At 72.1% G+C, this 23,396-nt stretch carries 22 protein-coding genes and 2 tRNA genes; 17 read left to right on the top strand and 7 right to left on the bottom strand.

All coding sequences use genetic code 11. The features are described from left to right. Positions 1 to 561: a PPA1309 family protein gene (locus HF995_RS02130; RefSeq protein ID WP_168446163.1), complete on the bottom strand. Its 561-nt coding sequence runs from the start codon at positions 559 to 561 to the stop codon at positions 1 to 3. A gap of 144 nt (positions 562 to 705) precedes the next feature. Here HF995_RS02130 and HF995_RS02125 point away from each other — a divergent pair, with 144 nt between their 5' ends. Both HF995_RS02125 and HF995_RS02120 read left to right on the top strand, forming a co-directional pair. After that, a complete protein-coding gene (locus HF995_RS02125) occupies positions 706 to 3,723 on the top strand; it encodes a UPF0182 family membrane protein (RefSeq protein ID WP_168446162.1) in 3,018 nt (1,005 codons plus the stop codon). Between the two features lie 83 nt (positions 3,724 to 3,806). After that, positions 3,807 to 3,883: transfer RNA gene (locus tag HF995_RS02120), tRNA-Met, on the top strand. A gap of 104 nt (positions 3,884 to 3,987) precedes the next feature. Here HF995_RS02120 and HF995_RS02115 read toward each other — a convergent pair. From HF995_RS02115 to HF995_RS02105, 3 genes are read right to left on the bottom strand one after another with little or no spacing between them, the layout of a single operon-like run. Next, positions 3,988 to 4,242, bottom strand: a complete 255-nt coding sequence (locus tag HF995_RS02115) for a thioredoxin family protein (RefSeq protein ID WP_168446161.1) — start codon at positions 4,240 to 4,242, stop codon at positions 3,988 to 3,990. A gap of 24 nt (positions 4,243 to 4,266) precedes the next feature. Continuing rightward, the gene (locus tag HF995_RS02110) at positions 4,267 to 5,313 is read right to left on the bottom strand and encodes a permease (RefSeq protein WP_168446160.1); all 1,047 of its coding nucleotides are present in this window, start codon (positions 5,311 to 5,313) and stop codon (positions 4,267 to 4,269) included. After that, complete coding sequence (locus tag HF995_RS02105; protein ID WP_350308694.1) at positions 5,310 to 5,621, bottom strand: ArsR/SmtB family transcription factor; 312 nt, start codon at positions 5,619 to 5,621, stop codon at positions 5,310 to 5,312. The genes HF995_RS02110 and HF995_RS02105 overlap by 4 nt, the downstream gene beginning before the upstream one ends. A gap of 326 nt (positions 5,622 to 5,947) precedes the next feature. Between HF995_RS02105 and HF995_RS02100 the strand changes: the two genes are divergently transcribed. The 10 genes from HF995_RS02100 (at position 5,948) to HF995_RS02055 (ending at position 12,869) form a co-directional block, all read left to right on the top strand. Continuing rightward, positions 5,948 to 6,021 (top strand) — tRNA-Met (locus HF995_RS02100). A gap of 225 nt (positions 6,022 to 6,246) precedes the next feature. Further along, positions 6,247 to 6,723 carry a DUF2231 domain-containing protein gene (locus tag HF995_RS02095; RefSeq protein ID WP_168446159.1) on the top strand — a complete coding sequence of 159 codons (477 nt, stop codon included), beginning with the start codon at positions 6,247 to 6,249 and terminating at the stop codon, positions 6,721 to 6,723. A gap of 10 nt (positions 6,724 to 6,733) precedes the next feature. After that, positions 6,734 to 7,423 (top strand): response regulator transcription factor, encoded by a 690-nt coding sequence (locus HF995_RS02090; protein WP_168446158.1) that lies wholly within the window; start codon positions 6,734 to 6,736, stop codon positions 7,421 to 7,423. 7 nt (positions 7,424 to 7,430) lie between these two features. Beyond that, entirely contained in the window at positions 7,431 to 8,786 is a 1,356-nt protein-coding gene (locus HF995_RS02085; protein WP_168446157.1) for a sensor histidine kinase, read from the top strand. 79 nt (positions 8,787 to 8,865) lie between these two features. Further along, on the top strand, positions 8,866 to 9,198 hold the full coding sequence (locus HF995_RS02080) for a hypothetical protein (protein WP_168446156.1): 333 nt from the start codon (positions 8,866 to 8,868) through the stop codon (positions 9,196 to 9,198). Continuing rightward, a complete protein-coding gene (locus HF995_RS02075; RefSeq protein ID WP_168446155.1) occupies positions 9,195 to 10,106 on the top strand; it encodes an FAD:protein FMN transferase in 912 nt (303 codons plus the stop codon). Before HF995_RS02080 ends, HF995_RS02075 begins: the two co-directional genes overlap by 4 nt. Then, the gene (locus tag HF995_RS02070; protein ID WP_168446154.1) at positions 10,103 to 10,684 is read left to right on the top strand and encodes a ferric reductase-like transmembrane domain-containing protein; all 582 of its coding nucleotides are present in this window, start codon (positions 10,103 to 10,105) and stop codon (positions 10,682 to 10,684) included. The genes HF995_RS02075 and HF995_RS02070 overlap by 4 nt, the downstream gene beginning before the upstream one ends. Beyond that, the gene (locus HF995_RS02065) at positions 10,681 to 11,916 is read left to right on the top strand and encodes an NADH-ubiquinone oxidoreductase-F iron-sulfur binding region domain-containing protein (protein ID WP_168446153.1); all 1,236 of its coding nucleotides are present in this window, start codon (positions 10,681 to 10,683) and stop codon (positions 11,914 to 11,916) included. Before HF995_RS02070 ends, HF995_RS02065 begins: the two co-directional genes overlap by 4 nt. Then, positions 11,913 to 12,104, top strand: a complete 192-nt coding sequence (locus HF995_RS02060; protein WP_168446152.1) for a ferredoxin — start codon at positions 11,913 to 11,915, stop codon at positions 12,102 to 12,104. The genes HF995_RS02065 and HF995_RS02060 overlap by 4 nt, the downstream gene beginning before the upstream one ends. A gap of 63 nt (positions 12,105 to 12,167) precedes the next feature. Beyond that, the gene (locus HF995_RS02055; protein WP_168446151.1) at positions 12,168 to 12,869 is read left to right on the top strand and encodes an alpha/beta fold hydrolase; all 702 of its coding nucleotides are present in this window, start codon (positions 12,168 to 12,170) and stop codon (positions 12,867 to 12,869) included. A 9-nt stretch (positions 12,870 to 12,878) separates the two neighbouring features. On the opposite strand, the gene HF995_RS02050 is transcribed toward HF995_RS02055, so the two are convergent. Together HF995_RS02050 and HF995_RS02045 are read right to left on the bottom strand one after the other, a co-directional pair. Continuing rightward, positions 12,879 to 13,514 carry a class I SAM-dependent methyltransferase gene (locus HF995_RS02050; RefSeq protein WP_168446150.1) on the bottom strand — a complete coding sequence of 212 codons (636 nt, stop codon included), beginning with the start codon at positions 13,512 to 13,514 and terminating at the stop codon, positions 12,879 to 12,881. A gap of 54 nt (positions 13,515 to 13,568) precedes the next feature. Continuing rightward, positions 13,569 to 15,647, bottom strand: a complete 2,079-nt coding sequence (locus tag HF995_RS02045; protein ID WP_168446149.1) for an ATP-binding protein — start codon at positions 15,645 to 15,647, stop codon at positions 13,569 to 13,571. Positions 15,648 to 15,751: 104 nt separating this feature from the next. On the opposite strand from HF995_RS02045, the gene HF995_RS02040 reads away from it, so the two are divergent. From HF995_RS02040 to aroA, 4 genes are read left to right on the top strand one after another with little or no spacing between them, the layout of a single operon-like run. Further along, positions 15,752 to 16,120, top strand: coding sequence for a response regulator transcription factor (locus HF995_RS02040; RefSeq protein ID WP_168446148.1), 369 nt, complete (start codon positions 15,752 to 15,754; stop codon positions 16,118 to 16,120). After that, positions 16,120 to 16,989, top strand: a complete 870-nt coding sequence (locus HF995_RS02035; RefSeq protein WP_168446147.1) for a HEAT repeat domain-containing protein — start codon at positions 16,120 to 16,122, stop codon at positions 16,987 to 16,989. Before HF995_RS02040 ends, HF995_RS02035 begins: the two co-directional genes overlap by 1 nt. Beyond that, positions 16,986 to 18,401, top strand: a complete 1,416-nt coding sequence (locus HF995_RS02030) for a glycosyltransferase family 2 protein (protein ID WP_168446146.1) — start codon at positions 16,986 to 16,988, stop codon at positions 18,399 to 18,401. Before HF995_RS02035 ends, HF995_RS02030 begins: the two co-directional genes overlap by 4 nt. 57 nt (positions 18,402 to 18,458) lie before the next feature. Beyond that, entirely contained in the window at positions 18,459 to 19,721 is a 1,263-nt protein-coding gene (aroA, locus tag HF995_RS02025) for a 3-phosphoshikimate 1-carboxyvinyltransferase (protein WP_168446145.1), read from the top strand. A 27-nt stretch (positions 19,722 to 19,748) separates the two neighbouring features. On the opposite strand, the gene HF995_RS02020 is transcribed toward aroA, so the two are convergent. Then, complete coding sequence (locus HF995_RS02020) at positions 19,749 to 22,610, bottom strand: cation-translocating P-type ATPase (RefSeq protein ID WP_168446144.1); 2,862 nt, start codon at positions 22,608 to 22,610, stop codon at positions 19,749 to 19,751. A 125-nt stretch (positions 22,611 to 22,735) separates the two neighbouring features. On the opposite strand from HF995_RS02020, the gene HF995_RS02015 reads away from it, so the two are divergent. Continuing rightward, positions 22,736 to 23,359, top strand: a complete 624-nt coding sequence (locus HF995_RS02015) for an L-threonylcarbamoyladenylate synthase (RefSeq protein WP_168446143.1) — start codon at positions 22,736 to 22,738, stop codon at positions 23,357 to 23,359. The last annotated feature ends 37 nt before the right edge of the window (positions 23,360 to 23,396 follow it).

Raw genomic sequence — 23,396 nt, 5'->3', positions numbered from 1 at the left:
CTAGTCCTCGAACGTCGCGCGGAGCCCGGCCACGAGCCCCGGCACGAGGTCCGGTCCCGTCGCGACCTTCGACGCGTCGTCGTGCCGGCGCGTGCGGATCGCGCACCACGACGGTCCGTCTCGCAGGACGCCGACCGCGAGGCGGACGTCCTCACGCTGCGGGTGGTCGTGGAGGAAGGCGAGAGCCTCGTCCGGGTCGGCGGGCATCTGCGCCTCGGCCTCCGGCGGGACCATGACCCGTTCGACGACGATCCCCGCCCCGTGCACGGTCGATGGCCAGGTGAGCGAACCGAGAAGCTCCTCGAGCGTCTCGGTGTCGGGCAGTCCCTCCTGCTCGATCGACAGCATGCTCAGCTCGTTCGCCTCGAGCTGGACGAGCAGCTCGGGCATCTGGGTCGCGAGCTCGGGCGTCGTCTCGAGCGCCTCCTTCGTGCGGATGATCGCGAACACGCGCGGCGGACCGTCCCAGCCGCCCTGCGCGACGTGCGTCTCGATCTCCTGCACCGTGTTCGCGAGGGTCAGCTCCTCGAGCGTGTAGGTGCGCTCGTTCTCGTTCGTCATGCCTCGATTCTCCCAGAGGTCCCCGGTGCCGCCGCGCCCCGCGCGGCAGGTCACGATCGGAGAACAGGACCTGACCGGTGGAACCGCCCCGGGGTGCCGTACGTTGGCCCAGAAGGAACCGTTCCCGACCAGAGGTAGAACCCCGTGTCTTTTGCCAACCCTCCTCGACCGGTACGGCGCGCGAGCGGCGAGCGCCGGAAGGTGAGCCCGCTCGGCGTCACCGCCGCAGTCCTGGCGGTCATCGTCGCCCTCGTGCTCCTCGCCGCCAACTTCTGGACCGAGGTGCTCTGGTACGACCAGCTCGGCTTCTCCAAGGTGCTCTGGACGCAGTGGGGTACCAAGGCTGCGCTCTTCGCGGTCGCCTTCGCCATCATGGCCGGGGTGGTCGGTCTCAACCTGAACCTCGCGTTCCGCAACCGGCCCGTGTACGCGCCGTCCACCCCTGAGCAGGCCACGCTCGACCAGTACCGCGAGGCGATCGAGCCGCTGCGCAGGCTCGTGATGGTCGCGCTGCCCGCCGTGCTCGGCGTGTTCGCCGGCCTCGCGGCTGCGGCACGCTGGGAAGACGTGCTCCTGTGGCTCAACGGCGAGTCGTTCGGCGTGACGGACCCCCAGTGGGGGATCGACATCTCCTTCTTCGTCTTCACGCTCCCCGCCCTGCGCTTCTTCGTGTCGCTGCTCATGGCGGTGCTGATCGTCTCGCTCATCGCGTCCCTCGCGATGCACTACCTCTACGGCGGTCTGCGCGCCGGTGCCGTCGCGCCGGGGGACTCGCGTGCCACGCGCGCCGCCCGCGTCCAGCTCTCCGTGCTGGCTGCCACGTTCATGCTGCTCCTCGCCGCGAACTACTGGTTCGACCGGTACGCGATCCTCACGACCCAGGGGGAGCGGTTCGCCGGTGCCGGCTACGCGGACATCAACTCGGTCGTGCCCGCCAAGGCGATCCTCGCCGGCGTCGCGGTGCTCGTCGCCGTGCTGTTCGTCCTGACCGCGATCCGCGGCAACTGGCGGCTCCCGGCGATCGGTGTCGGGCTCATGGTCGTGTCCGCGATCGCAATCGGGGGGATCTACCCCGCGATCGTCGAGCGGTTCCAGGTGAAGCCGAACGCGCAGGAGCTCGAGGCCGAGTACATCCAGCGGAACATCGACGCGACGCGCAAGGCGTTCGGCATCAACGACGTCGCTGAGCAGGAGTACGACGCGAAGACGACCGCGACCGCGGGCGCGCTGCGCGAGGACTCCGAGACGACCGCCTCGATCCGCCTGCTCGACCCGTCGATCGTCAGCCCTTCGTTCAAGCAGCTCCAGCAGAACAAGCAGTACTACGACTTCGCAGACACGCTCTCGGTGGACCGTTACGACATCGAAGGGGAGAAGCGCGACACCGTGATCGCGGTGCGTGAGCTCAACCTGGCCGGCGTGGGTGACGACCAGCGCAACTGGGTCAACGACCACACCGTGTACACCCACGGCTACGGCGTCGCTGCTGCGTTCGGCAACTCGACGACGTCGGACGGGCAGCCGGCCTTCTTCGAGGGCGGCATCCCGTCGGTCGGCGAGCTCGGGGAGTACGAGCCGCGGATCTACTTCGGTCAGAGCTCCCCGCAGTACTCGATCGTCGGTGCTCCTGAGGGCACGGAGCCGTGGGAGCTCGACTACCCGGACACGGCGAGCGGCCAGGTCCTCACGACGTTCCCGACCAAGGAGACGCCGGTCGGTCCCGCGATCGGCAGCTTCGTGAACAAGGTGCTGTACTCGATCAAGTTCGGCACGGAGCAGATCCTCTTCTCCGACCGCGTGAACTCCGAGTCGCAGATCATCTACGACCGTGACCCGCGCACCCGCGTGCAGAAGGTCGCCCCGTACCTGACACTCGACGGCCGCGTGTACCCGGCCGTCGTCGACGGCCGGGTCAAGTGGATCGTCGACGGCTACACGACGACGAACCACTACCCCTACTCGGCGTCGGCATCGCTCGACGACGCGACGACGGACTCGCTGACCGCGCGCGCGGCCGTCGCGCAGCTGGCGCCGGAGCGGGTCAACTACATCCGCAACGCGGTCAAGGCCACCGTCGACGCCTACGACGGTTCCGTCACGCTGTACGCATGGGATGTCGAGGACCCGATCCTTCGGGCGTGGTCGAAGATCTTCCCGACCTCCCTCACGTCGATCGACGAGATCTCCGGTGACCTGATGAGCCACATCCGGTACCCGGAAGGCCTGTTCAAGGTGCAGCGATCGCTGCTGTCCTCCTACCACGTGACGTCTCCCTCGGTGTTCTTCTCGGGGGAGGACCTCTGGACGAACCCGGTCGAGCCGACGGCCACGGGGACGACGAACGCCGCGCTGCAGCCGCCGTACTACCTGTCGCTGCAGATGCCTGACCAGACGTCTCCGGCGTTCTCGCTCATGTCGACGTTCATCCCGGGTGGGAACTCCGACCGGCAGATCCTCACGGGCTACCTCGCGGTCGACTCGGAGGCTGGGAACGTGGCGGGGAAGCCGGCCGAGGGTTACGGGAAGCTGCGCCTGCTCACGCTGCCCAAGGACTCGACGGTCCCGGCGCCCGGGCAGGTGCAGAACAAGTTCAACTCGGACGACAAGATCTCGAGGGAGCTCAACATCCTCAAGACCGGCAACTCGACGGTGCTCAACGGCAACCTGCTGACGGTCCCCGTCGGTGGTGGACTGCTGTACGTGCAGCCCGTGTACGTGCAGTCCTCGGCCGGCACGAAGATCCCGCTGCTGCGCAAGGTCCTGGTCTCGTTCGGCGACAAGGTCGGCTACGCAGACACGCTCGGGGAGGCGCTCGACCAGGTGTTCAGTGGCGACTCCGGCGTCGATCTGGACGAAGAGGTGCCCGACACGGGCGTGCCCACGACGCCGGTACCGCCGACCGACGGCGAGACGCCGCCGGCGACGGAGACGCCTGCGCCGACGGAGACAGCTGCGCCGACGGAACCCACTGAGCCCGCGACGCCGCCCGCGCCCGGCACGCCGCGCGAGCAGCTCGACGCCGCTCTCCAGGCTGCCAACCAGGCGATGAAGGACAGCGAGGCGGCTCTCACGGCCGGCGACTTCGCCAAGTACGGCGAGGCGCAGAAGCGTCTCAACGACGCGCTGCAGAAGGCCCTCGAGGCCGAGAGTGCCCTGGGCTGACGCGGCAGGTCGGCGGCTCGGGAGCCCCTCCCGGGCCGCCGATTTGGTCGTCAGCGCGTAGTTCCGTACAGTTGAGGTACCGACGCGGGGTGGAGCAGCTCGGTAGCTCGCTGGGCTCATAACCCAGAGGTCGCAGGTTCAAATCCTGCCCCCGCTACCAGTGGTAGTGCAGTTCAGAGGCCCTCTCGATTCTCGGATCGCGAGGGCCTCTGGCATTGATGCATGCCGCATGTCTGCGCACGCTCAGAGTCGGGCTCCACGGGCCTACTGCGTGCTGTCGGCGATCAGCGGCTCGAGGAGCTGGCGGACCGTCGCTGCCGTCGGCACGCGCCCGGAGAGCACGACTTGCTCGTCCACGACGAGGCCCGGCGTGCGCATGATGCCGTAGCCGGCGATCGCGGCGTAGGCCGTGACCTTCTCGATCTCGGCATCGATGCCGAGGTCGGCGACGGCCTCGCGGGTGGCCTTCTCGAGGTTGACGCAGTTGGCGCAGCCGGGGCCGAGGACTTTGATCTTCACGGTGGTTCCCTTCGATAGGCGGGGTCAGAACAGGGCGTTGAACAGGTAGCCGACAGTGATGATGCCCACGGTGACGGCCCCGAAGAAGAGCGCGAGCAGCGGCGGCTTGAGGACACGGCGAAGCATCACGGCCTCAGGCGCGGACAGGGCGATCGCGCTCATGGTGAAGGCCATGACGGTGCCGAGCGGCATGCCCTTGCTCCACAGGGCCTCGGCGATCGGGACGACCCCAGCGCCGTTGACGTACAAGGGCATCCCTGCCAGGGTGACGACCGGCACGGCAAGCGGGTTGTCGGCGCCGGCGACGTCGGCGAAGAACTCGGTGGGGACCCAACCGTGGATGGCAGCGCCGATGGCTACGCCCACGAGCACCCACTTCCACACCTTGCCGAAGATCTCGCGCGTCTCCGCGGCTGCGGCGTCGACGCGTTCGGGCCAGGTCGGCACGTGGCCTTCAGCGCGCAGCTGAGCGATCCGGGTGGTGAACACCATGTCCTCGACCCAGTGCTCGAGCTTGAACCGGGAGAGGACCCACCCGATCAGCAGTGAGATGACGGCGCCAGCGGCCACGTAGGAGGCGGCGATGCCCCAACCGAACTGGTCGCCGATCATGATCGCAGCCACCTCGCTGACGAGCGGTGAGGCGACCAGGAAGGTGAGGGTCACCGAGAGCGGGATGCCCGCGGCGACGAAGCCCATGAACAGCGGGATCGACGAGCACGAGCAGAACGGGGTCACGACGCCGAGCACCACCGCCAGCAGAAGGCCCGCGAACAGACCGCGCCCTTCGAGGTAGGCGCGTGCCCGTTCGACGTCCAAGCTGGCCCGCAGCAGCCCGATGACGAACATCAGGCCGGACAGGAGAAGGAAGATCTTGGAGACGTCGTAGAGGAAGAAGTGCACGGCGCCAGGAAGGCGGGCAGCGAGATCCGCGCCTACGACGTCGCGGACCAGCCACGTCCAGAGGACCTCGTTGAGCGCGTAGAGGCTTGCCCACAGGCCGGCGCCCAGCACCAGCGACACCCACCGGCCGGTGGGTGTCGCGACTCGTAGGCGCTCGGTGACTCTCACGGGGCCACAGCCAGAGCTGTGCCGGGGAGAGCCGCACGCAGGCGGTCGTGCGCGTCGGAAGCGACGGTGTAGTCGATCCACCGACCGCGTCGTGTCGCAGTGACGAGCCCGGCGTCGCGCAGCACCTTCAAGTGATAGCTGAGCAGGTTGGCCGGCACCGGCACCCCCTGCCGGATGTCACAGACACACTTGGTCGTGTCGGCGATCTCCTCCAGCACCGCCCACCGCACCGGATCGGCTGCAGCCTGCAGCAGCTCGATCCGCTCGTCACGGGTCAGCATCACATCAAGGGTGCTTGAATCAGTCACACTCGAAACGTATGACTGCCGAATGGTGGGCGCGAGGGACCAAGGTCGCCTGTGTCTCGGCGCCCGTCAATGCAAGCCGCGCCGCGACCTCCGAGGGGCCCCGTTGCAGGCGCCTACCGGACGGGGAGGTGGACAGCGACCTTGACCGTCGCCCCCTTCGCAGACGCGACCTTGGCGCCGGCGCTGAGACTCACGCACGCACGCACCTTCGTCGCCGTCACCGTGTGCGGCATCATGAGGTGAGACGAGTGCGAGCGGTGTGAGGCGGCCGACACCGCTCCCAGGTTGGTGATCGGGGCTCCACCCCGTAGTGTGGTGACTACCGACGCGGGGTGGAGCAGCTCGGTAGCTCGCTGGGCTCATAACCCAGAGGTCGCAGGTTCAAATCCTGCCCCCGCTACAGATCGAGTCGACAGACTCTCGACCGTGGCCCTCACAGACGTGGGGGCCACGGTCGTTTCGCGTACCAGGCCCGTTCTCGCGGCCGTCGGCCCGAGCGGCGCCCGCCGGACCGGGACCGACGTGGGGACCGCCGCGACAAGCTTGAGGTTCCTTTGACGTTGCGTTGGGGCCGCCCTGAGCCGCGGCCCGTCACGGTGGTGGCACCAACGTCGAAAGGACGCCCATGCCCTCCACCGTCTTCGGGCTGCCGCTTCACCCGCTCATCGTCCACGCGACCACCGTGCTCGTACCGCTCGCCGTCGTGACGGTCGTGCTCGCCGTCCTCGTGCCACGGTTCCGCCGGTGGGCGGGACCCCTCCCCGCGCTGCTGAGCCTCGTCGCGCTCGTCCTGACGCCCCTCTCGACGGAGAGCGGCGAGAACCTGGAGCGCTCCGTCGCCGAGACGGCCCTGCTCGAGCGCCACGCGGAGCTCGGGGACCAGCTCATCCCGATGACCGTGGCGCTGTTCGTGCTCGCTGCGGCGTTCTGGTGGCTCGGACGGCGTCAGCCGCAGGACCGAGCACGTACCCTCGTGGCCGTCGTCGGCGGGCTCGCCATCGTCGCCGCAGCCGCGACGGGTGTCCAGGTCGCCCGCATCGGTCACAGCGGGGCCGCGGCCGCCTGGTCGGACGTCGGGAGCGCGTCAGGCTCGGCGGAGTAGCGTGACCGGCATGGTGCGCATCCTGGTCGTCGAGGACGACCCCGAGGTCCGACGCGCCCTCGCGCGCGGCCTCGGGGAGCAGGGCGCCACGGTGGTGCCCGTGGCGACCGCGGTCGAGGCGATCAAGGCGGTCGGCGCCGAGCGGCCCGACGCCGTCGTCCTCGACCTCGGCCTGCCAGACCTGGACGGCGCCGACGTGCTCGCGCTGATCCGGGCGAGCAGCACCCTCCCGGTCGTCGTCGCGACCGCCCGCGACGACGAGCGGGAGATCGTGCGGCTGCTCGACGCCGGCGCCGACGACTACCTGATCAAACCGTTCTCCGCGGCACAGGTCATGGCGCGCGTGCGCGCCGTGCTGCGGCGCACCTCACCTCCCGAGCACGAGGACCCCCGCGTCGTCGTCGGCGACCTCGTCGTGGACCCGGTCTCCCGCGTCGCAGTGCTCGACGGGCGCGAGCTCGCGCTCAACCGCAAGGAGTTCGACCTGCTGCTTGCCCTCGCCTCGCGAGCGGGAGAGGTCGTGACCAAGCGACAGCTCCTCGCCGAGGTGTGGCAGATGCCGTGGGGCGGCGCCGACCGCACGGTCGACGTCCACCTCTCGTGGTTGCGCCGCAAGCTCGGCGAGACGGCGGCCGAGCCGCGGTACCTCGTCAGCGTCCGCGGCGTGGGCGTCAAGCTCGTCGCCCCGTCGGCGTCGTGAGGCGCCCGTGAGCCTGCGGCGGCGGATCCTCGCGCTGGTCGTCGTCTCGACGGTCAGCGTAATGCTGCTCCTCGCGGTCCCGCTGTGGGTGCTGCTCGACCGCTCCGCGACCGAGGACAGCCGTGAGGCCGCCGCCGAGGTCGCGCGCGGCGTCGCCGACTACGTCAGCACCGGCCCGCCGGGAGAGGGGGTGCTGACCGCGTACGTCGAACGGCTCAACGCCCGCGCCGACCGCGCCGAGGTCACCGTGGTGCTCCCGGACGGCCGCCTGATCGGCGCCGACCTGCCCGCCGCCGCGCCGGACGACCTCAACCGGCCTCATGCGCGGGGCGAGGACGACGACGGCGACGAGCGGGGCGACAACGACGGTCTTCTGCCTGTCTCGGAACCGGAGGTCCACGACGTCGCTGGCGGTCAGCTCGTCAGCGTGTGGACCACGACAGCCGACGGGCCCGCGGCGGTCGTCGCCTACGCCAGCTTCGACCGGGCCCGGACGCAGGTCGCCGAGCGGCTCGTCGCCCTCGGGGCCGCGGCGCTCCTGCTCGTCCTCCTCGCTGCCGGCGCAGCCGAGATCGTCACCCGCCGCCTCGTGCGCGAGCTCGACGAGACCGCCGCCGTCGCCGACCGGCTCAGCGAGGGTGACCTCTCGGCCCGCGCACCCGAGGACGGCGGCGCGTCCGAGGTGCAGCGCGTCTCGGCAGCGCTCAACCGCCTGGCGGGCCGGATCGGCGAGCTCCTCGCCGGCGAGCGCGAGACCGTGGCAGACCTCTCCCACCGGCTGCGCACGCCGCTGACCGCGGTGCGGCTCGACGTCGAAGGCCTGCCGCCGTCGGAGCGGACCGAGGAGCTCGAAGCCCACCTCGAGCACCTCGAACGGACGCTCACCTCGGTGATCCGTGCAGCCCGCCGGACGGAGCGCGAAGGCGTGCGACCGCAGTGCGACGCGGCGCAGGTGCTCCGCGAGGGCGTCGACTTCTGGCGGCCGCTGGCCGAGGACCAGGACCGTGCCGTCACGCTCGAGGTGCCGGACGCCCCGGTCGAGGTGAGGTGCGCGGGCGACGACCTCCGGGCTGCGGTCGACGCCCTGCTCGAGAACTGCATCGCGCACACGCCGGAGGGTGTCGCGCTCTCGGTGCGCCTGGAAGACCCCGCCCCAGGGGCGCCCGGGCTGGTCCGTCTCGAGATCCGCGACCAGGGCCCCGGCATCCCGTCCGGCGCGTCCCGCCGCGGCCGCAGCGATCGCGGGTCGACCGGGCTGGGTCTCGACATCGCGCGGACGTGCGCCGAGGTCAGCGGCGGGCGGATGGAGATCGTGGCCGAGGACGGCTGGCAGGTCGTGCGCCTCCTGCTCGGGCGACCCTGAGGTGACGCACCGGCCGATTTGACGTCGATTTGACCGCCCGTTCGGGCTGGCCTGAACGGCCGCGGGCGACGGTGGTCCCATGAAGGCAACCTCACGCAGCAGGCTCCTCGGGCAGGCTCGCGCCGTGACCGTCGGCATCGTCGTCGCCGCGGCGAGCGGAACCGTCGCGCTCACCGCGGTGGCGTCCGACGCGACACCCCCCGTCGGCGCCACCCCGAGCAGCGGCACCGCGGACCTCGTCGGGCAGCCCGGCACGAGCGACCAGGACGGGGCGGTCGGCGTCGTGCCAGCACCGTCGACCCGCTCGAGCGAGTCCGACGACGCCGAGCCAGCGCCGTCGCCCCGCCGGCCGACCGTCGTCGAGCCCGCACCGGCGCCCAAGGCGCCGCAGGCCGGGACGAACGCGTCATGACCGCGAGGACGTGGCAGGACTGGTCGTGCACGGTCCGGGTCGTCGTGGGCCGGGCAGACGTCGCGGACGACGCTGCGGCGCTCGTCGCCACCCTGATGGCCGACGTCGAGCGCGCGGTGAGCCGGTTCCGCGCAGACTCCGAGCTGGAACGCGTCAACGACGCCGCACCGAGCCTGCTGGCGGTCAGCCCGCTCACGCTCGAGCTCGTCGAGACCGCGCTCGCGGCGGCAGCCCAGACCGAAGGAGCGGTCGACCCCACCGTCGGCCACCGTGTCACCGCCTGGGGTTACGACGCGGACGTCCAGGCCGTGCGCGCCGACCCGGGCGAGCGCGTGGCCACCGTAGTCGACGGGCTGCACCCGGACTGGCGACAGGTCGTCGTGGACCACGACCTCGGCCGCGTCGGTGTGCCCCGCGGCCTGCGGCTCGACCTCGGTGCGACCGCGAAGGCGTGGACGGCCGACGAGGGCGCCCGCCGGGTTGCCGCGCGCTTCCGTCAGCCTGTGCTGGTCGAGATCGGCGGCGACGTCGCCGCAGCCGGGCACGTGGACGAGCCGTGGTCCGTCCGGGTCGCGGAGACCGCCGGCGGTCCGGGGGAGGTGGTCGGTCTGACCCATGGCGGGCTCGCGACCTCGTCGACTCTCGCCAGGGCGTGGCGAGCCGCTGGCCGGACCGCGCACCATGTCATCGACCCGCGAACCGGCGCGCCCACCTCGGGCCCGGTCCGCTCGGCCACCGTCTGGGCTCCGTCGTGCCGCGAGGCCAACACGTTCAGCACCGCTGCCCTGGTCTGGGGTGCGCAGGCCGCGGCCCGGCTCGAGCCGGCCGGCGTCGCCGCCCGCCTGGTCGGCGACGACGGCGCCGTCCGCCACGTGGGGCCCTGGCCGACGCAGGAGCGTGCAGCATGACGCTCTGGTTCCTGGCCCGCGCTGCAGGCTTCATGGCGCTCCTGGGTGCGACCGCCGCGGTGAGCCTGGGTGCGGTCGCGTCCGGTTCCACGCCTGTGACCCGCGCCCGTCGTGCCGAGACCCGCCTGCTCCTCCAGCTCGCGCACCGCTCGGCCGCGGTGGTGACCCTGGCGCTGCTCGGGCTCCACGCCGTCCTGCTCGTGCTGGACAGCCACGTCGCGCTCACCGTGCCGGGAGCGCTCGTGGCGTTCACCGCCGGCTACCGCGGCGTCGCCCTCGGGCTCGGCACCCTCGCCACCTACTGCTTCGCGGCGGTCGCGCTGACCGGCGCGCTCCGCGGACGCCTGGCCGGCTCGGCCCGCACCCCGCGGTGGTGGCGGCCGGTCCACCTGCTCGCGTACGTCGCCTGGCCGCTCGTGATGGCGCACGGCGTCCTCGCGGGCACGGACACCGAGGCCCCCTGGGCCTGGCTGCTCTACGCGGGGTCGGCAGTCGCTGTCATGAGCGCCGTCTGGTGGCGCCTCGGCGCCGAGCAGCAGCATGTCGCGGGTGTGCTCGCCGAACGGAGGTCATCATGACGGTGCTCGACGCCCCGGCCGCGCCGACGGCCTACGGGTCCTCGCGGCTGCTCGCCGGAGTGGCAGGCGGTGCGCGCGCCGACCTCCCGACCCACCGGCGGCATCACCCCCAGCCCGGCTACCGCAGCCAGCGGGCGCTCGCGGACGACGCGGCTGCGGTACGCCTCCTCGGGCGCGGCGGTGCGGCGTTCCCGGTCGCGACCAAGCTGCTCGCCGTGTCTCCCGGCCCGTCCGTCGAGGTCGTGGTGAACGGCTCCGAGAGCGAGCCTGCAAGCCTCAAGGACCGCACGCTGATGACGCTCGCGCCGCACCTGGTCCTGGACGGTGCGCTCCTCGTCGCCCGTGCGCTGGGCACGCGGCAGGTCACGATCGCGGTCCACGACCGCTCCGCGCACGACTCCCTCGTCCGGGCGCTCGGCGAGCGGCTCGCGAGCGAGCCCCACCGCGAACGCGTGGCCGTCGTCGTCCAGCCGGGCCGGTTCGTGGCGGGAGAGGTCCGCGCAGTCCTCAACGGGCTGGCGGGCCGGGCCGCCGTTCCCTCCGGCCGGCGGGTGCACGCGTCGGAGCGCGGCCTGAACGGGGCGCCGACGTTCGCCAGCAACGTCGAGACCTTCGCCCAGCTCGCGCTGCTCGTGTCGACGGGGCCGCGCGGGTACGCGGGGGTGGGCGATCCCGCAGAACCTGGTACGAGCCTGCTCACGCTGCTCGGCGACGTCCCCCACCCGGGTGTCGTCGAGGTGCCGACCGGCCTCCCGCTCGACGCTCTCCTGCCCGGGGAGGGCGGTCCGGTCCTGGTCGGTGGCTATCACGGCACCTGGGTGCGGGCCGCGCACGGGCTGAGCGTCTCGAGGCCGGCGCTGCGCGCGGCGGGGGTGCCGCTCAACGCGGGTGTCGTCGCCCGCATCCCGGTCTCCGGGTGCCCGCTCGCCGAGGTCGTCGCGGTGAGCGGCTGGCTGGCCGCCCAGTCCGCCGGGCAGTGCGGTCCGTGCCTGTTCGGCACCGCCGCGGTCGCGCGAGACGTCGCCGCGCTGCTCGACGGCTGGCCGGCGCCCGACGTCGCGACCCGCCTGCACGCGCTGGTCGGTCGCGGCGCGTGCGCCCACCCTGACGGCACCGCCGCGTTCGTCTCCAGCGCGCTCGCCGCGATGCCCGACGAGATCGCGGCGCACGCCCGCGGCGGCTGCGGCCGCCCCTACCTCGGTGTGCTGCCCCTGGGTGGCGACGTCCGGTGAGGCTCGAGATCGACTGGACGCGGTGCGACGGGCACGGCTTCTGCGCCCTCCTGCTGCCGGAACAGCTCCGGATGGAGCCCGACGGCTTCCCTGCCGTCCTCGACCCGGTCGTGCCGGACGACGACGTGCGGCACGCCCGGCGCGCCGCCTCGGTCTGCCCGGCGCTCGCGCTGCGCCTGGAGAGGTGACGGGCCCTGCTGCCGGGCCTCGTCACCCTCGCCCGTGCCGGTGGACGGCGATAGCGTCGAGCCATGCACGTCATCCTCATCCCGGGCTTCTGGCTCGACGCGAGCTCCTGGTCCGTCGTCACCGAGGCGCTCGAGCGCGCCGGGCACGTCGCACGCCCCCTGACCCTTCCGGGGCTCGAGTCCGTCGACGCGGACCGCAGCGGCATCGGCCTCGCGGACCACGTGGCCGCCGTCGTCCGGGAGATCGACGCCGCGGACGCGCCGGTCGTGCTCGTCGGGCACTCTGGCGGCAGTGCGATCGCGCACGCTGCCGCAGACGCGCGGCCCGACGCCGTCGCGCGCGTGATCCACGTGGACGCAGGCCCGCTGGGCGACGGCGAGGCGATCAACGACCAGCTCCCCGTGGTCGACGGGGACGTGCCGCTCCCGCCCTGGGAGCTGTTCGACGACGAGGACCTCGTCGACCTCGACGACCGTCTGCGCGCCGAGTTCCGCGCGCGGGCGATCCCGCAGCCGCGCGGCGTCGCGCAGGATCCCCAGGTGCTGCGCGACGAGCGTCGGTTCGCCGTGCCCGCGACGATCGTCGCCTGCGAGTTCTCGGGAGAGGTTCTCGCAGGCCTGGTCGCGCACGGGCACCCGATGGTCGCGGAGCTCGCCCGCATGACGGACGTCGAGTACGTCGACCTGCCGACCGGTCACTGGCCGCAGATGACGCGACCCGACGACCTCGCGACGGTGATCGTCGAGGCGGTCGACGCGTCCTGACGCGCAGCTTCAGGCCTCGGTGAGCGCCAGCTCGGCGACGAGCAGGGTGTCGAAGCCGTCCGACCACGTCGTCGAGCGACGGAGCCGGAACCCGTGCGGGGCGGCCGCCTCGACGAGCCCCTCCGAGGTGCGGAACTCGTCGTGGCGCAGCGGGTAGGGGGCAGGAGCGGGGCCCGTGTGCTCCCGGTGGTGGCGCGACGCGTCGAACGCGGCGAAGGTCGCGGTCACGGCGACGCCGCCCCGCCGTAGCACTCGCGCCCACTCCGCCAGGACGACCGGGGTGTCCGGTATCAGGTGCAGACCTGTGACGCACGTGACGAGGTCGAAGGACGCGTCCGGGAACGGCAGGCGACGCGCGTCAGCGACGACGAGCGTCGCGTCCGGAAGATGTCGGCGAGCAACCTCGACCATGCCGGGGGAGACGTCGACACCTGCGGTCTGGAGGGGGCGCACACCACCCTGCGCCGTCAGCGCGCGGAGCACCAGACCCGTCCCGGTCGCGACGTCGAGCACCGCAGCACCTGGTGGCACGTCGACGAACTCTGCGACCGCGCCGGCAAGGTCACGATGCATCGCGCTCTCGTCGTACGTCGCGGCGCGACCGTCGAAACGTCGACGCACCGCGTCGACGACCTCATCGCTCATGGCTCCCAGGCTAGGGGCGGTGACGGGTGGCGCCGGTGGACCTTCGTCCGGCCGTCACGGCACGTCAGGGGCGTGCGCCGGCTCTGGGGCGGCGACCGGCGCCGGGTCGGGCCGTACCGCGGGCAGGTGCACGGTGGCCTGCGTCCCGCTCGTTCCGTTCGACGTGAGGTCGACCGTGCCGCCGTTGCGCGTCACGAGGCTCCGCACGAGCGTCAGGCCGAGACCCGCGCCGGGGACCTTCCGCGAGGAGGCGCTCGAGCTGCGGTAGAAGCGGTCGAACACCCGGTCGAGGTCCTCGCGCTTGATCCCGACACCCGTGTCCGTGACCGTCAGGACGACGTCGTCCGCGCGCTCAGCCACCTGGACCGCGACGAGCCCGCCCGCGGGCGTGAACTTGATCGCGTTCGTCACGAGGTTCGTCACCACCCGCGCGATGTCGCTCGGGGCGACCAAGCCCCGTACGGGCGCGCCCGGCAGCAGCTGGAGCGTCACCTCGCGTCGCTGGGCCGACGGCGTGAGCTCCTCGACGACGTCTGCCGCCAGCGCCTGCACGTCTGTCGGGACCGGGACCGCCCGACCCTGCGCCCCCGCACCGACAGCGAGCAGGTCCTCGACGAGGTTGCGCAGGCGAAGCGCGTTGCGCTCGATGACTGCGAGGTGGCGGCTCTGCTCCTCGGTCGGGTCCGTCTCGTCGATGAGCAGCTCGACGAAGCCGAGGATGCTCGTCACCGGCGTGCGCAGCTCGTGGCTGACGGTCGACACGAAGTCGTCCTTCTGCTGGTTGAGGTCGCGCAGGTGCTCGGCCGCGGCGCGCTCGTCCTCGAGGGCGCGGAGCGTGGCGGCGTCCGCGCGGCGCTGCTGGGTGACGTCGATGAGCTGCGCGGTGAGCAACGCCTCGCCGTTCCCGCGCGGGGCACGCGTCAGGTGCAGCTCGAGGTGACGCCCGCCCGCGGCGGCGAGCTCGGCGTAGACCTCCCCGCGGGGGGACATGCGCACGGAGTCGATAGCGTCGATGAAGGCCGAGCCTCCCGCCGCGTCGAGCGGCAGGAGCGGCAGCTCGGGCTCCTCACCGTCCGCCTCGTGGAGCAGGTCACGTCGCACGAACGGGACCTCAGGCAGGAGGCGCGCGGCAAGCCGGTTGCTCTGGAGCACCTGGATCTGGTCCGGAGAGATCTCGTTCATGATGATCAGGCCGAACTGGGCGTCGACGATCCCTCCCTGGAGTATCTGCTCGCGCTCGGCGAGGTGGTCGCGCAGGTGGCGCCGCTCCTCCTGCGTCACGGCGAACGCGAGGATCGACACGCCGTAGGTCAGCAGGAAGATCTGCATGACCGCCAGCTCCACCCCCGGATCGGGGACGCGGTCGTCGGTCGCGAACGGTCCCCCGCCGAGCGTGGTGAGCGTCGTGACGGCCGCCGCGACGAGGAGGAGCTGCAGCGCCACGTGCCGCGTGGAGAACAGGAACGTCGCCCACACGAGGAGCGGCATGGGCAGGTAGGTGAGCGGGAGGTGGATGCCGGGCCAGAACACGAGCAGCACGACCGCGAGGAGGAGCACCGCCTGAGCGACGTGCCCAGGTCCGCGCCGAGCCGCAGGATGGTTGCCGCCGATGACCACGGGAACGATGATCAGGATCGCTGACGCGTGGCTCGTCACGATCGTCAGCAGCGCCCGGACGGGCACCTCCCCCGTCGCGGCGAGAAAACCGACAGCGCTGACCCCCGAGCCTGCGAGCGCGCCGAAGCACGCGCCGACGAGAAGCCGCAGCAGGTCGTTCATCGTCACGAGCGCCGGGATCCGACGCCCGCGCATGAGCACGAGGACGACGACACCTGCCTCGACCGCGTTGGCGACACCGTGCCCGGCCGCCAGGAGCGGGTCGCGGTGCGCGAGGACGTTCGCGACCGTCGTGACGACCGCGACGTCGGCCAGGCCCAGCCAGCGCAGCTCGCGCGGGAGAGCGAGGACCGCGAGCACGGCGACACCGGACGCCGGCCACCACAGCGACACGGGCCCACCCCGCGCGAGGCTCGCCGCCCCGGAGCCGAGCGCGAGCGCCACGGCGAGCAGAGCGACGTGCAGCAGCACCATCTGGGAGCGCGTCCGGGTATGCATGAGCAGGCTCGTGGGCATGTGCCCCCCTCGCGTGGAAGTCGTTCCTGTTGATTATGCTGGGAAGACACCGTTGCCGACGACCTCCCAGGTGGGCGGTCGGGCGCAGGACGAGGAGCTGGAGCATGGCACGCATCCTTGTCGTCGAGGACGACATCGACATCGCCGCCCTCGTGGCGCACAAGCTCAGGTCCGCGGGGCACGACGTCGCGCAGGTCGAGGACGGCGACGCGGCGCTCGCCGCGATCCGCACGCAACGCCCTGACCTGGTGGTGCTCGACTGGATGATCCCCGGACCGGACGGCATCGCCGTGTGCGAGACGGTCCGCGCCGACCCGGAGCTTGCCGCGACCCGCATCCTCATGCTCACCGCGAAGGCGCAGGAGAGCGACTTCGAGCGCGCCTTCCGCTCGGGCGCAGACGAGTACATGCAGAAGCCGTTCAGCACCCGTGAGCTCATCGTGCGTGCCGAGTCGATCCTCGCGCGGACCTGATGGGGGTTCTCGACGCCACGGCGGCGATGCTCGTCGCGGTCGCCGGCGCCGTCGTCGTCCTCATGCTCCTCATCGCTGGGACGCGTGCCTGGACGGTGCTGAGCAGGCGGCGCGACCAGCGCGCCCGCGCCGAGGTGCTCCCGGTCGTCCTGGCCGTGACCGACGGCGAGGATCCGCCGATGCCGCAAGGCCGCAGGCTCCGCACGATGATGGGGCAGGTCGCCGCGTCGATGTCCCACAAGGTGCGCGGTGCAGACCGCGAGGCGCTCGGCGCATGGCTGCGCGAGCACGGCTTCCTCGAGGAAGCGCGTCGCGGCATGAGGTCGCGCAGCGCCGTCCGCCGCGCGCGCGCCGTCCAGCTCTACGTCGCCGCAGCGCCCGGGGGAGACCCCGGACCAGTCGTCGAGCTCTTGCGCGACCCGCACGCGGGCGTGCGTGCGACCGCCGTGCAGGCGCTCGGACATGCGCACGCCGTCGACGCGCTGCCCGCGCTCCTGCACGCCGTCGCCGGACGCAGGGCGGGCGTGACGATGAGCGGCGCCGCGATGGCGATCGTCCATGCCGCGCCGACGCGCGCAGACCACCTCGACGCGGCGTGGACCTCGACGGACCCCCGGGTCCGCAGGCTCGCGGTCGACGCCGCGGGGTACCTCGGCCTCGCTGATGCCCGGACACGGATCGAGGAGGCGCTCGTCGACACGGACCCGACCTTGCGGCTGCGTGCGGCGGTCGCCCTCGGTCGGATCGGCGCACCCACGGCGGTGCCCGCTCTCAGCGCCGCGCGATCTCGTGCGTCGCTCGGCAGCGTCGAGCGTCGTGCGATCGACGCTGCGCTCGCGCAGCTCGGCGCGACGGGGAGGAGCGCATGACCGCCCTCACCACGCTGGTCAGCGTCGTGACCGTCGTCCTGGTCGTCTACTACCTGATCTACAACCTCGTGTACATCCTGCTCGTGGTGCGGGCGGGGGCCGCGATCACCGACGAGGTCGCATGGCCTGCGGAGCTGACGCAGGCGCTGACCTTCGCGAACCCGCTCGCACCCGGCGTCTCCGTGATCGTGCCGGCGCACAACGAGGAGGCGGTCATCCTCGAGTCGGTCACGGCACTTCTCCGGCTGCGCTACCCGCGCACGGAGGTCGTCGTCGTCGACGACGGCTCGCGGGACCGCACGGCCGCCGTCCTGGTCGAGGCGTTCGACCTCGTCCCGGAGCGGCTGCCCGTGTCCGAGTCGATCGAGCAGGAGGGGGCGACGATCGAGACGCTGCGGTCGCGGACCAACCCGGGCCTCGTGGTGATCCGCAAGGAGAGCGTCGGGCGCCGCTCGGACGCGGTCAACGCGGGCCTGCGCGTCGCGTCGAACGAGCTCGTATGCATGATCGACGCCGACTCGATACTCGACCCGGACGCGCTCCTGCACGTCGTGCAGCCGTTCATCGACGACGACAGGGTCGTCGCAGCGGGAGGGGTCGTGCTCCCGTCGAACGGTGCGATCGTGCGCGACGGGCGCATCGTCGCGACGCGCGTGCCGCGCAGCCTCGTCGTGCGCACGCAGGTCCTCGAGTACCTGCGCGCCTTCCTCGTGGGCAGGTCCGGCTGGTCGAGCCTCAACGGGCTGCTGATCATCTCGGGGGCGTTCGGGATCTTCCGCAGGCAGGCAGTGGTCGACTTGGGCGGCCTCGACGCGACGTCTCTCGCGGAGGACGCCGACCTGGTCGTGGGCCTGCACCGCATGATGCGGGACCGTGGCGTGCCGTTCCGGGTCGTGTTCAGCCCTGAGCCTGTCTGCTGGACGGAGGTGCCCGACCGGGTGTCGGTCCTCAAGCGGCAGCGTGAGCGGTGGTCGCAAGGCCTCGGCGAGCTGCTCTGGAAGTACCGGAAGATGATCGGTCGCCCCCGGTACGGCGTGCTCGGCGTCATCACGATGCCGTACTTCGTGCTCTTCGAGCTGGTCGGCCCCTTCGTCGAGCTGCTCGGCGTCGCGGTCGTGGCGGTCGGGCTCGTGACGGGCACGCTGCCGTGGTCGCTCCTGTGGATGTACGTCGGTGCGTCGGTCCTCCTGGCGACGCTCGGCTCGCTCGCGGCGATGCTCGTCGAGGAGGTGTCGTTCGCGCGGTACCCGCGCACCCGTGACGTCGCGGCGCTCCTGTGGGCAGCGATCGCGGAGCCGTTCTGGTTCCACTTCGTGCACTCGTGGTGGCGCGCCGTCGGGGTTCTGCGGGCCCTGCGCCGCAAGGAGTCAGAGTGGGGCGAGATGACTCGAGCGGGCTTCACGCAGTCCTGACCGCCGCCCGTGGGACGGTCTCCGGAGGCCTGAGCGGCCTCGGCTACCATCCGAGGCGTGGTCCACGTCCAGATCCCCGGCTCCAAGTCCATCACCGCGCGCGCCCTGCTGCTCGCGGCCGCTGCGGGCGGCGAGACCACGCTGGTCGACCCGCTGCTCTCCGACGACACGGAAGCGTTCGTCGAGGGACTGCGCGCGCTCGGGTACGTCGTCGAGCAGGGGACCCGGACGACCGGTGACGTGACGAGCAGCGTGTGGACGATCCACGGCTCGGCGACCGGCCCGCAGGTCGACGACGTCGCGGTGTTCTGCCGCGACGGCGCGACGACGGCACGCTTCCTGCCCGCGCTCGCCACGACCGGCACGGGCACGTTCCGCTTCGACGCGTCGGACCAGATGCGCCGCCGCCCCATGGCGCCCCTGACGGACGCGCTCACGGAGCTCGGTGCGCAGCTCGAGTTCCCGGGCGAGCCCGACCACCACCCCGTGACCGTCGTCGGGACGGGCGCCCTGCCCGGCGGGACGGTCACGCTCGACGCGGGCACGTCGTCACAGTTCCTCACCGCGCTCCTGCTCGTCGCGCCGCTCGCGCGCGACGGCATGACGATCGAGGTCACGGACCTCGTCTCGGTCCCGTACGTGCGGATCACCACCGAGATGATGCGCGCGTTCGGCGTGGAGGTCGACGTCGACGGTCGCACCTATCGCGTCCGCCCGCAGCCCTACGTCGCGCGCGAGTACGCGATCGAGCCCGACGCGTCGTCGGCCAGCTACTTCTTCGCTGCCGCGGCTCTCCTCGGTGAGAGCGTCACCGTCCCGCACCTCGGCGCCGGTGCCCTGCAGGGTGACCTCGCCTTTGTCGACGTGCTCGAGCAGATGGGCGCGCACGTCGAGAGGACGCAGGCCGCGACGACGGTCACGGGCATCGGTACCTTGCGCGGCCTCACGGTCAACATGCGTGACATCTCCGACACGATGCCGACGCTCGCCGCGATCGCGCCGTTCGCCGACGGGCCGGTGCGCATCGAGGACGTCTACAACACCCGGGTCAAGGAGTGCGACCGCCTCGAGGCGTGCGCCTCGAACCTGCGTCGCGCGGGCATCCGCGTCGAGACGGGGCACGACTGGATCGAGATCTACCCTGGCGAGTACCAGCCGGTGCACGTCGAGACGTTCCGCGACCACCGCATCGCGATGGCCTTCTCGATCGCAGGCCTGCGTGCCGAGGGCGTCACGCTCGACGACCCGGCGTGCGTGAAGAAGACCTTCCCGACGTTCCACGACGTCCTCGCCGACACGGTCGCGCGCCTGCGCGGCTGACCGTCCCGGCGGCCTGGCGGCCCAGGCTCACGCCCGGCGCCGGTCTGCCGCCCGCAGGAAGACCTTGCGCAGCTCGGTGACCCACAAGACCGTGCTCGCGAGGCCGACGCACACGAGCCACTGCATCCCCGTGAGGGGGGCGGTGCCGAACGCCTCGCCCAGCGCCGGCACGTTCACGACGATCACCTGCAGCACGACGGCGAGGATCGTCGCGCCCCACAGCCAGCGGTTCGCGAACGCCCCGTGGAACGCGGAGACGGTCTCCGAGCGCGCCGCGAACGCGTTGAAGAGCTGCGCGAGCACGAGCACCGTGAACGCGGCGGTGCGCGCGGCCTCGAGGGTGCCTGCACCGGCGACGGCGGCGGGTGCCTCGACGAGGCCGCCGGGCAGGACGAGGTCGATCGCGAGCAGCGACACGGCACCCATGACCGCGCCGACCACGAGGACGTCGCGCCACATGCGCCCGTCGATCACGCGCTCGTCGCGGCGCCGCGGGCGGCGCGCCATCATGTCCTCGGTCGCCGGGTCCACGCCCATCGCGAGCGCGGGGCCGGTGTCCGTGAGCAGGTTGATCCAGAGGATCTGGGTCGCGAGCAGCGGCAGGACGAGCGTGCCGTCGTCGCTCGCGAGGCCGATCACGCCTGCGAGGACGACACCGAAGAAGACGGTCGCGACCTCACCCATGTTCGACGACAGCAGGAAGCGCAAGAACTTGCGGATGTTGTCGAAGATGCCGCGTCCCTCGCGGACGGCGTCGACGATCGTGGCGAAGTTGTCGTCGGCGAGGATCATCGTCGCGGACTGCTTCGAGACCTCGGTCCCCGTGATGCCCATCGCGACGCCGATGTCGGCGGACTTGAGGGCGGGCGCGTCGTTGACGCCGTCGCCCGTCATCGCGACCGTCTCGCCGTCGGCCTGGAGCAGGTCGACGATCTCGATCTTGTGCCGCGGGGCGACGCGCGCGTAGACGGAGACGTCGCGCACGGCCTGCGCCTCGGCGTCGGGCCCCTGGGCGGCGACCTCGTCGAGCTCGGTCCCGGTGAGCGTGCGCGCCCCAGGCTCGACGATGCCGAGGTCGCCGGCGATGCGACCCGCGGTGCGCGGGTGGTCGCCCGTGATCATGACGATGCGGATCCCGGCGCGGTGCGCCTCGGCGATCGCCGTCGCGGCTTCCGGGCGCGGCGGGTCGATGATGCCGACCATGCCGACGTAGACGAGCTCGCGCTCGAGCTCGGCGAGCGCGTCGTCGTCGAGGCTGTCGGCGACGTCGGGGAGCGGGCGGTACGCGACCGCGAGAGTGCGCAGCGCCATGTCGGAGAGGCGGTCGACGTGCGCGAGCACGCGCCCCCGCGCCGCGTCGTCGAGAGGGACGACGTCGTCGCCCACGCGCTGGTGCGTGCAGCGGTCCAGGAGGACGTCGGGGGCACCCTTCGTGACGAGCGCATGGTCGGCGGCGTCCGGCGCGGAGTCCGCCTCGAGCGTCGACATGATCTTGCGCTCCGACGTGAACGGCACGGTGCCGACCCGTTCGAAGCGTGCGGTGCGGGTCTCGGTCGTGCCGAGCTTGCGCTCGGCGACGTGGAACGCGACCTCGGTCGGGTCGCCCTGCGCGACCCAGCGGTCGCCGTCGCGGCGCAGCGACGAGTCGTTGGCGAGGGAGCCGCCGCCGAGGACCATCGCGACCTCGAGGAACAGCTCGGTGTGCGTGCCGGGGGTCAGGGGTGCGTCGTCGTCGGGGACCCTGACCTGGCCCTCGGGGGCGTACCCCTCGCCGGTGAACGTCACCTCGCCCGACGCGGTCACGACACGCTCGACCGTCATCTCGGAGCGGGTGAGCGTCCCGGTCTTGTCCGAGCAGATGACCGTCGCCGAGCCGAGGGTCTCGACGGACGACAGCTTCTTGACGATCGCGCCCCGCTTGGCGAGGCGTTGCACGCCGAGCGCGAGCACGACCGAGAGGATCGCGGGAAGCCCTTCAGGGACGGCGGCGACGGCGAGCGAGACGCCGAGGAGCAGGACGGTCACGAGGCCGTCGAGGGTGCGGACGTGCGACGTCGCGAGGATCGTCACGACGACGACGAGCGCGATCACGACGACGACCACGCCGAGCATCCTGCCGACGCCGGAGATCTCGCGCTGCAGGGGCGTCGGCTCCTCGACGGTCGACGCGAGCAGGTCGGCGACGTGACCCATCTCGGTGCGCATCCCGGTCGCCGTGACGACGGCGCGCCCGGACCCCTGCGCGACGGCGGTGCCGGAGAACACGAGGCACAGCCGGTCGCCGAGGGCCGCGGGCGCAGGCAGGGTCGCGGGGTCCTTGAGCACGGGCTCGCTCTCGCCGGTGAGAGATGCCTCGGCGATGCGCAGCGCGGCCGCCGACACGAGGCGCGCGTCGGCGGCGACCGTGTCGCCCTCGCCGAGCACGAGCAGGTCGCCGACGACGACCTCGGCGGCGGGGACCGACCGGGTCTCGCCGTCGCGCACGACCGTCGCGTGGGCGGCGCTCATGTCGGCGAGCGCTGCCACCGCCGCCTCGGCGCGCGCCTCCTGCGCATAGCCGAGCACCGCGTTCGCCATGACGATGACGGCGATGACGATCACCTCGAACGGGACGCCCTGGGCGCCCTCGACGAGCCATGCGACGAACGACACGGCGATCGCGACGAGGAGCAGCACGACGAGCGGGTCGCGGAGCTGGGCGAGCACCTTGCGCCATGCGGGCACGCGGTCCGGGGGAGCGAGCTCGTTCGCGCCGTCGCGGGCGAGCCGCGCTGCTGCCTCGACCGAGGACAGGCCGGTGGCGAGGTCGGTGCCGAGACGGCGCGCGACGTCGTGCGCGTCGACGACGGAGACGTCCGCGATCTCGGTGGTCGAGGGATCGGGGCTCATGCCCCCAGTGTCTCGCCCGAGCGCCGTGGGCGCTCGGGTCGCACGACCCGCGCGGCCGCAGCGGAGCGGGTGGCGGGCGGTCTGGCGGCGGTGCGGGGAGCCGGGGCCCAGGGCTACGCTGAATCATGGCTCGCTACTTCGACGTGCATCCTCGTGACCCGCAGGCGCGGTCGATCGCGCAGGTCGTCGCGCTCCTCCAGGACGACGCCGTGATCGCCTACCCGACCGATTCCTGCTACGCGCTCGGTTCCCGCATCGGCAACCATGACGGTGCCGACCGGATCCGCAAGATCCGCGGCCTCGGTCCGGACCATCACTTCACGCTCGTGTGCGCGGACTTCGCGCAGCTCGGCCAGTTCGTCCATGTGGACAACAAGGCGTTCCGTGCGGTCAAGTCGGCGACCCCCGGCCCCTACACGTTCATCCTGCCGGCGACGAAAGAGGTGCCGAGGCGCCTCGCGCACCCCCGCAAGAAGACCGTCGGTGTGCGCATCCCGAGCCATCCCGTCGTGCGGGCGCTGTTGAGCGAGCTCGGTGAGCCGCTGCTCAGCTCGACGCTCATCCTGCCCGGTGACGAAGCCCCGATGACCGAGGGGTGGCGGATCAAGGACGAGCTCGACGCGGTGCTCGACGCGATCGTCGATGACGGAGAGGAGTGCGGCACCGAGCCGACGACCGTCGTCGACTTCTCGGACGGCGACCCTGTCGTGGCACGTGCGGGTGCGGGGGACACGACGCGCTTCGAGTAGCCCCCGGGACCTCCGTCCCAGGAGGTTAGCCTTACCT

Source organism: Sanguibacter hominis ATCC BAA-789 (assembly GCF_012396185.1).
Lineage (GTDB): Bacteria > Actinomycetota > Actinomycetes > Actinomycetales > Cellulomonadaceae > Flavimobilis > Flavimobilis hominis.
The sequence above is the reverse complement of the archived record's forward strand: the minus strand, read 5'-3'. Positions and strand labels throughout refer to the sequence as shown.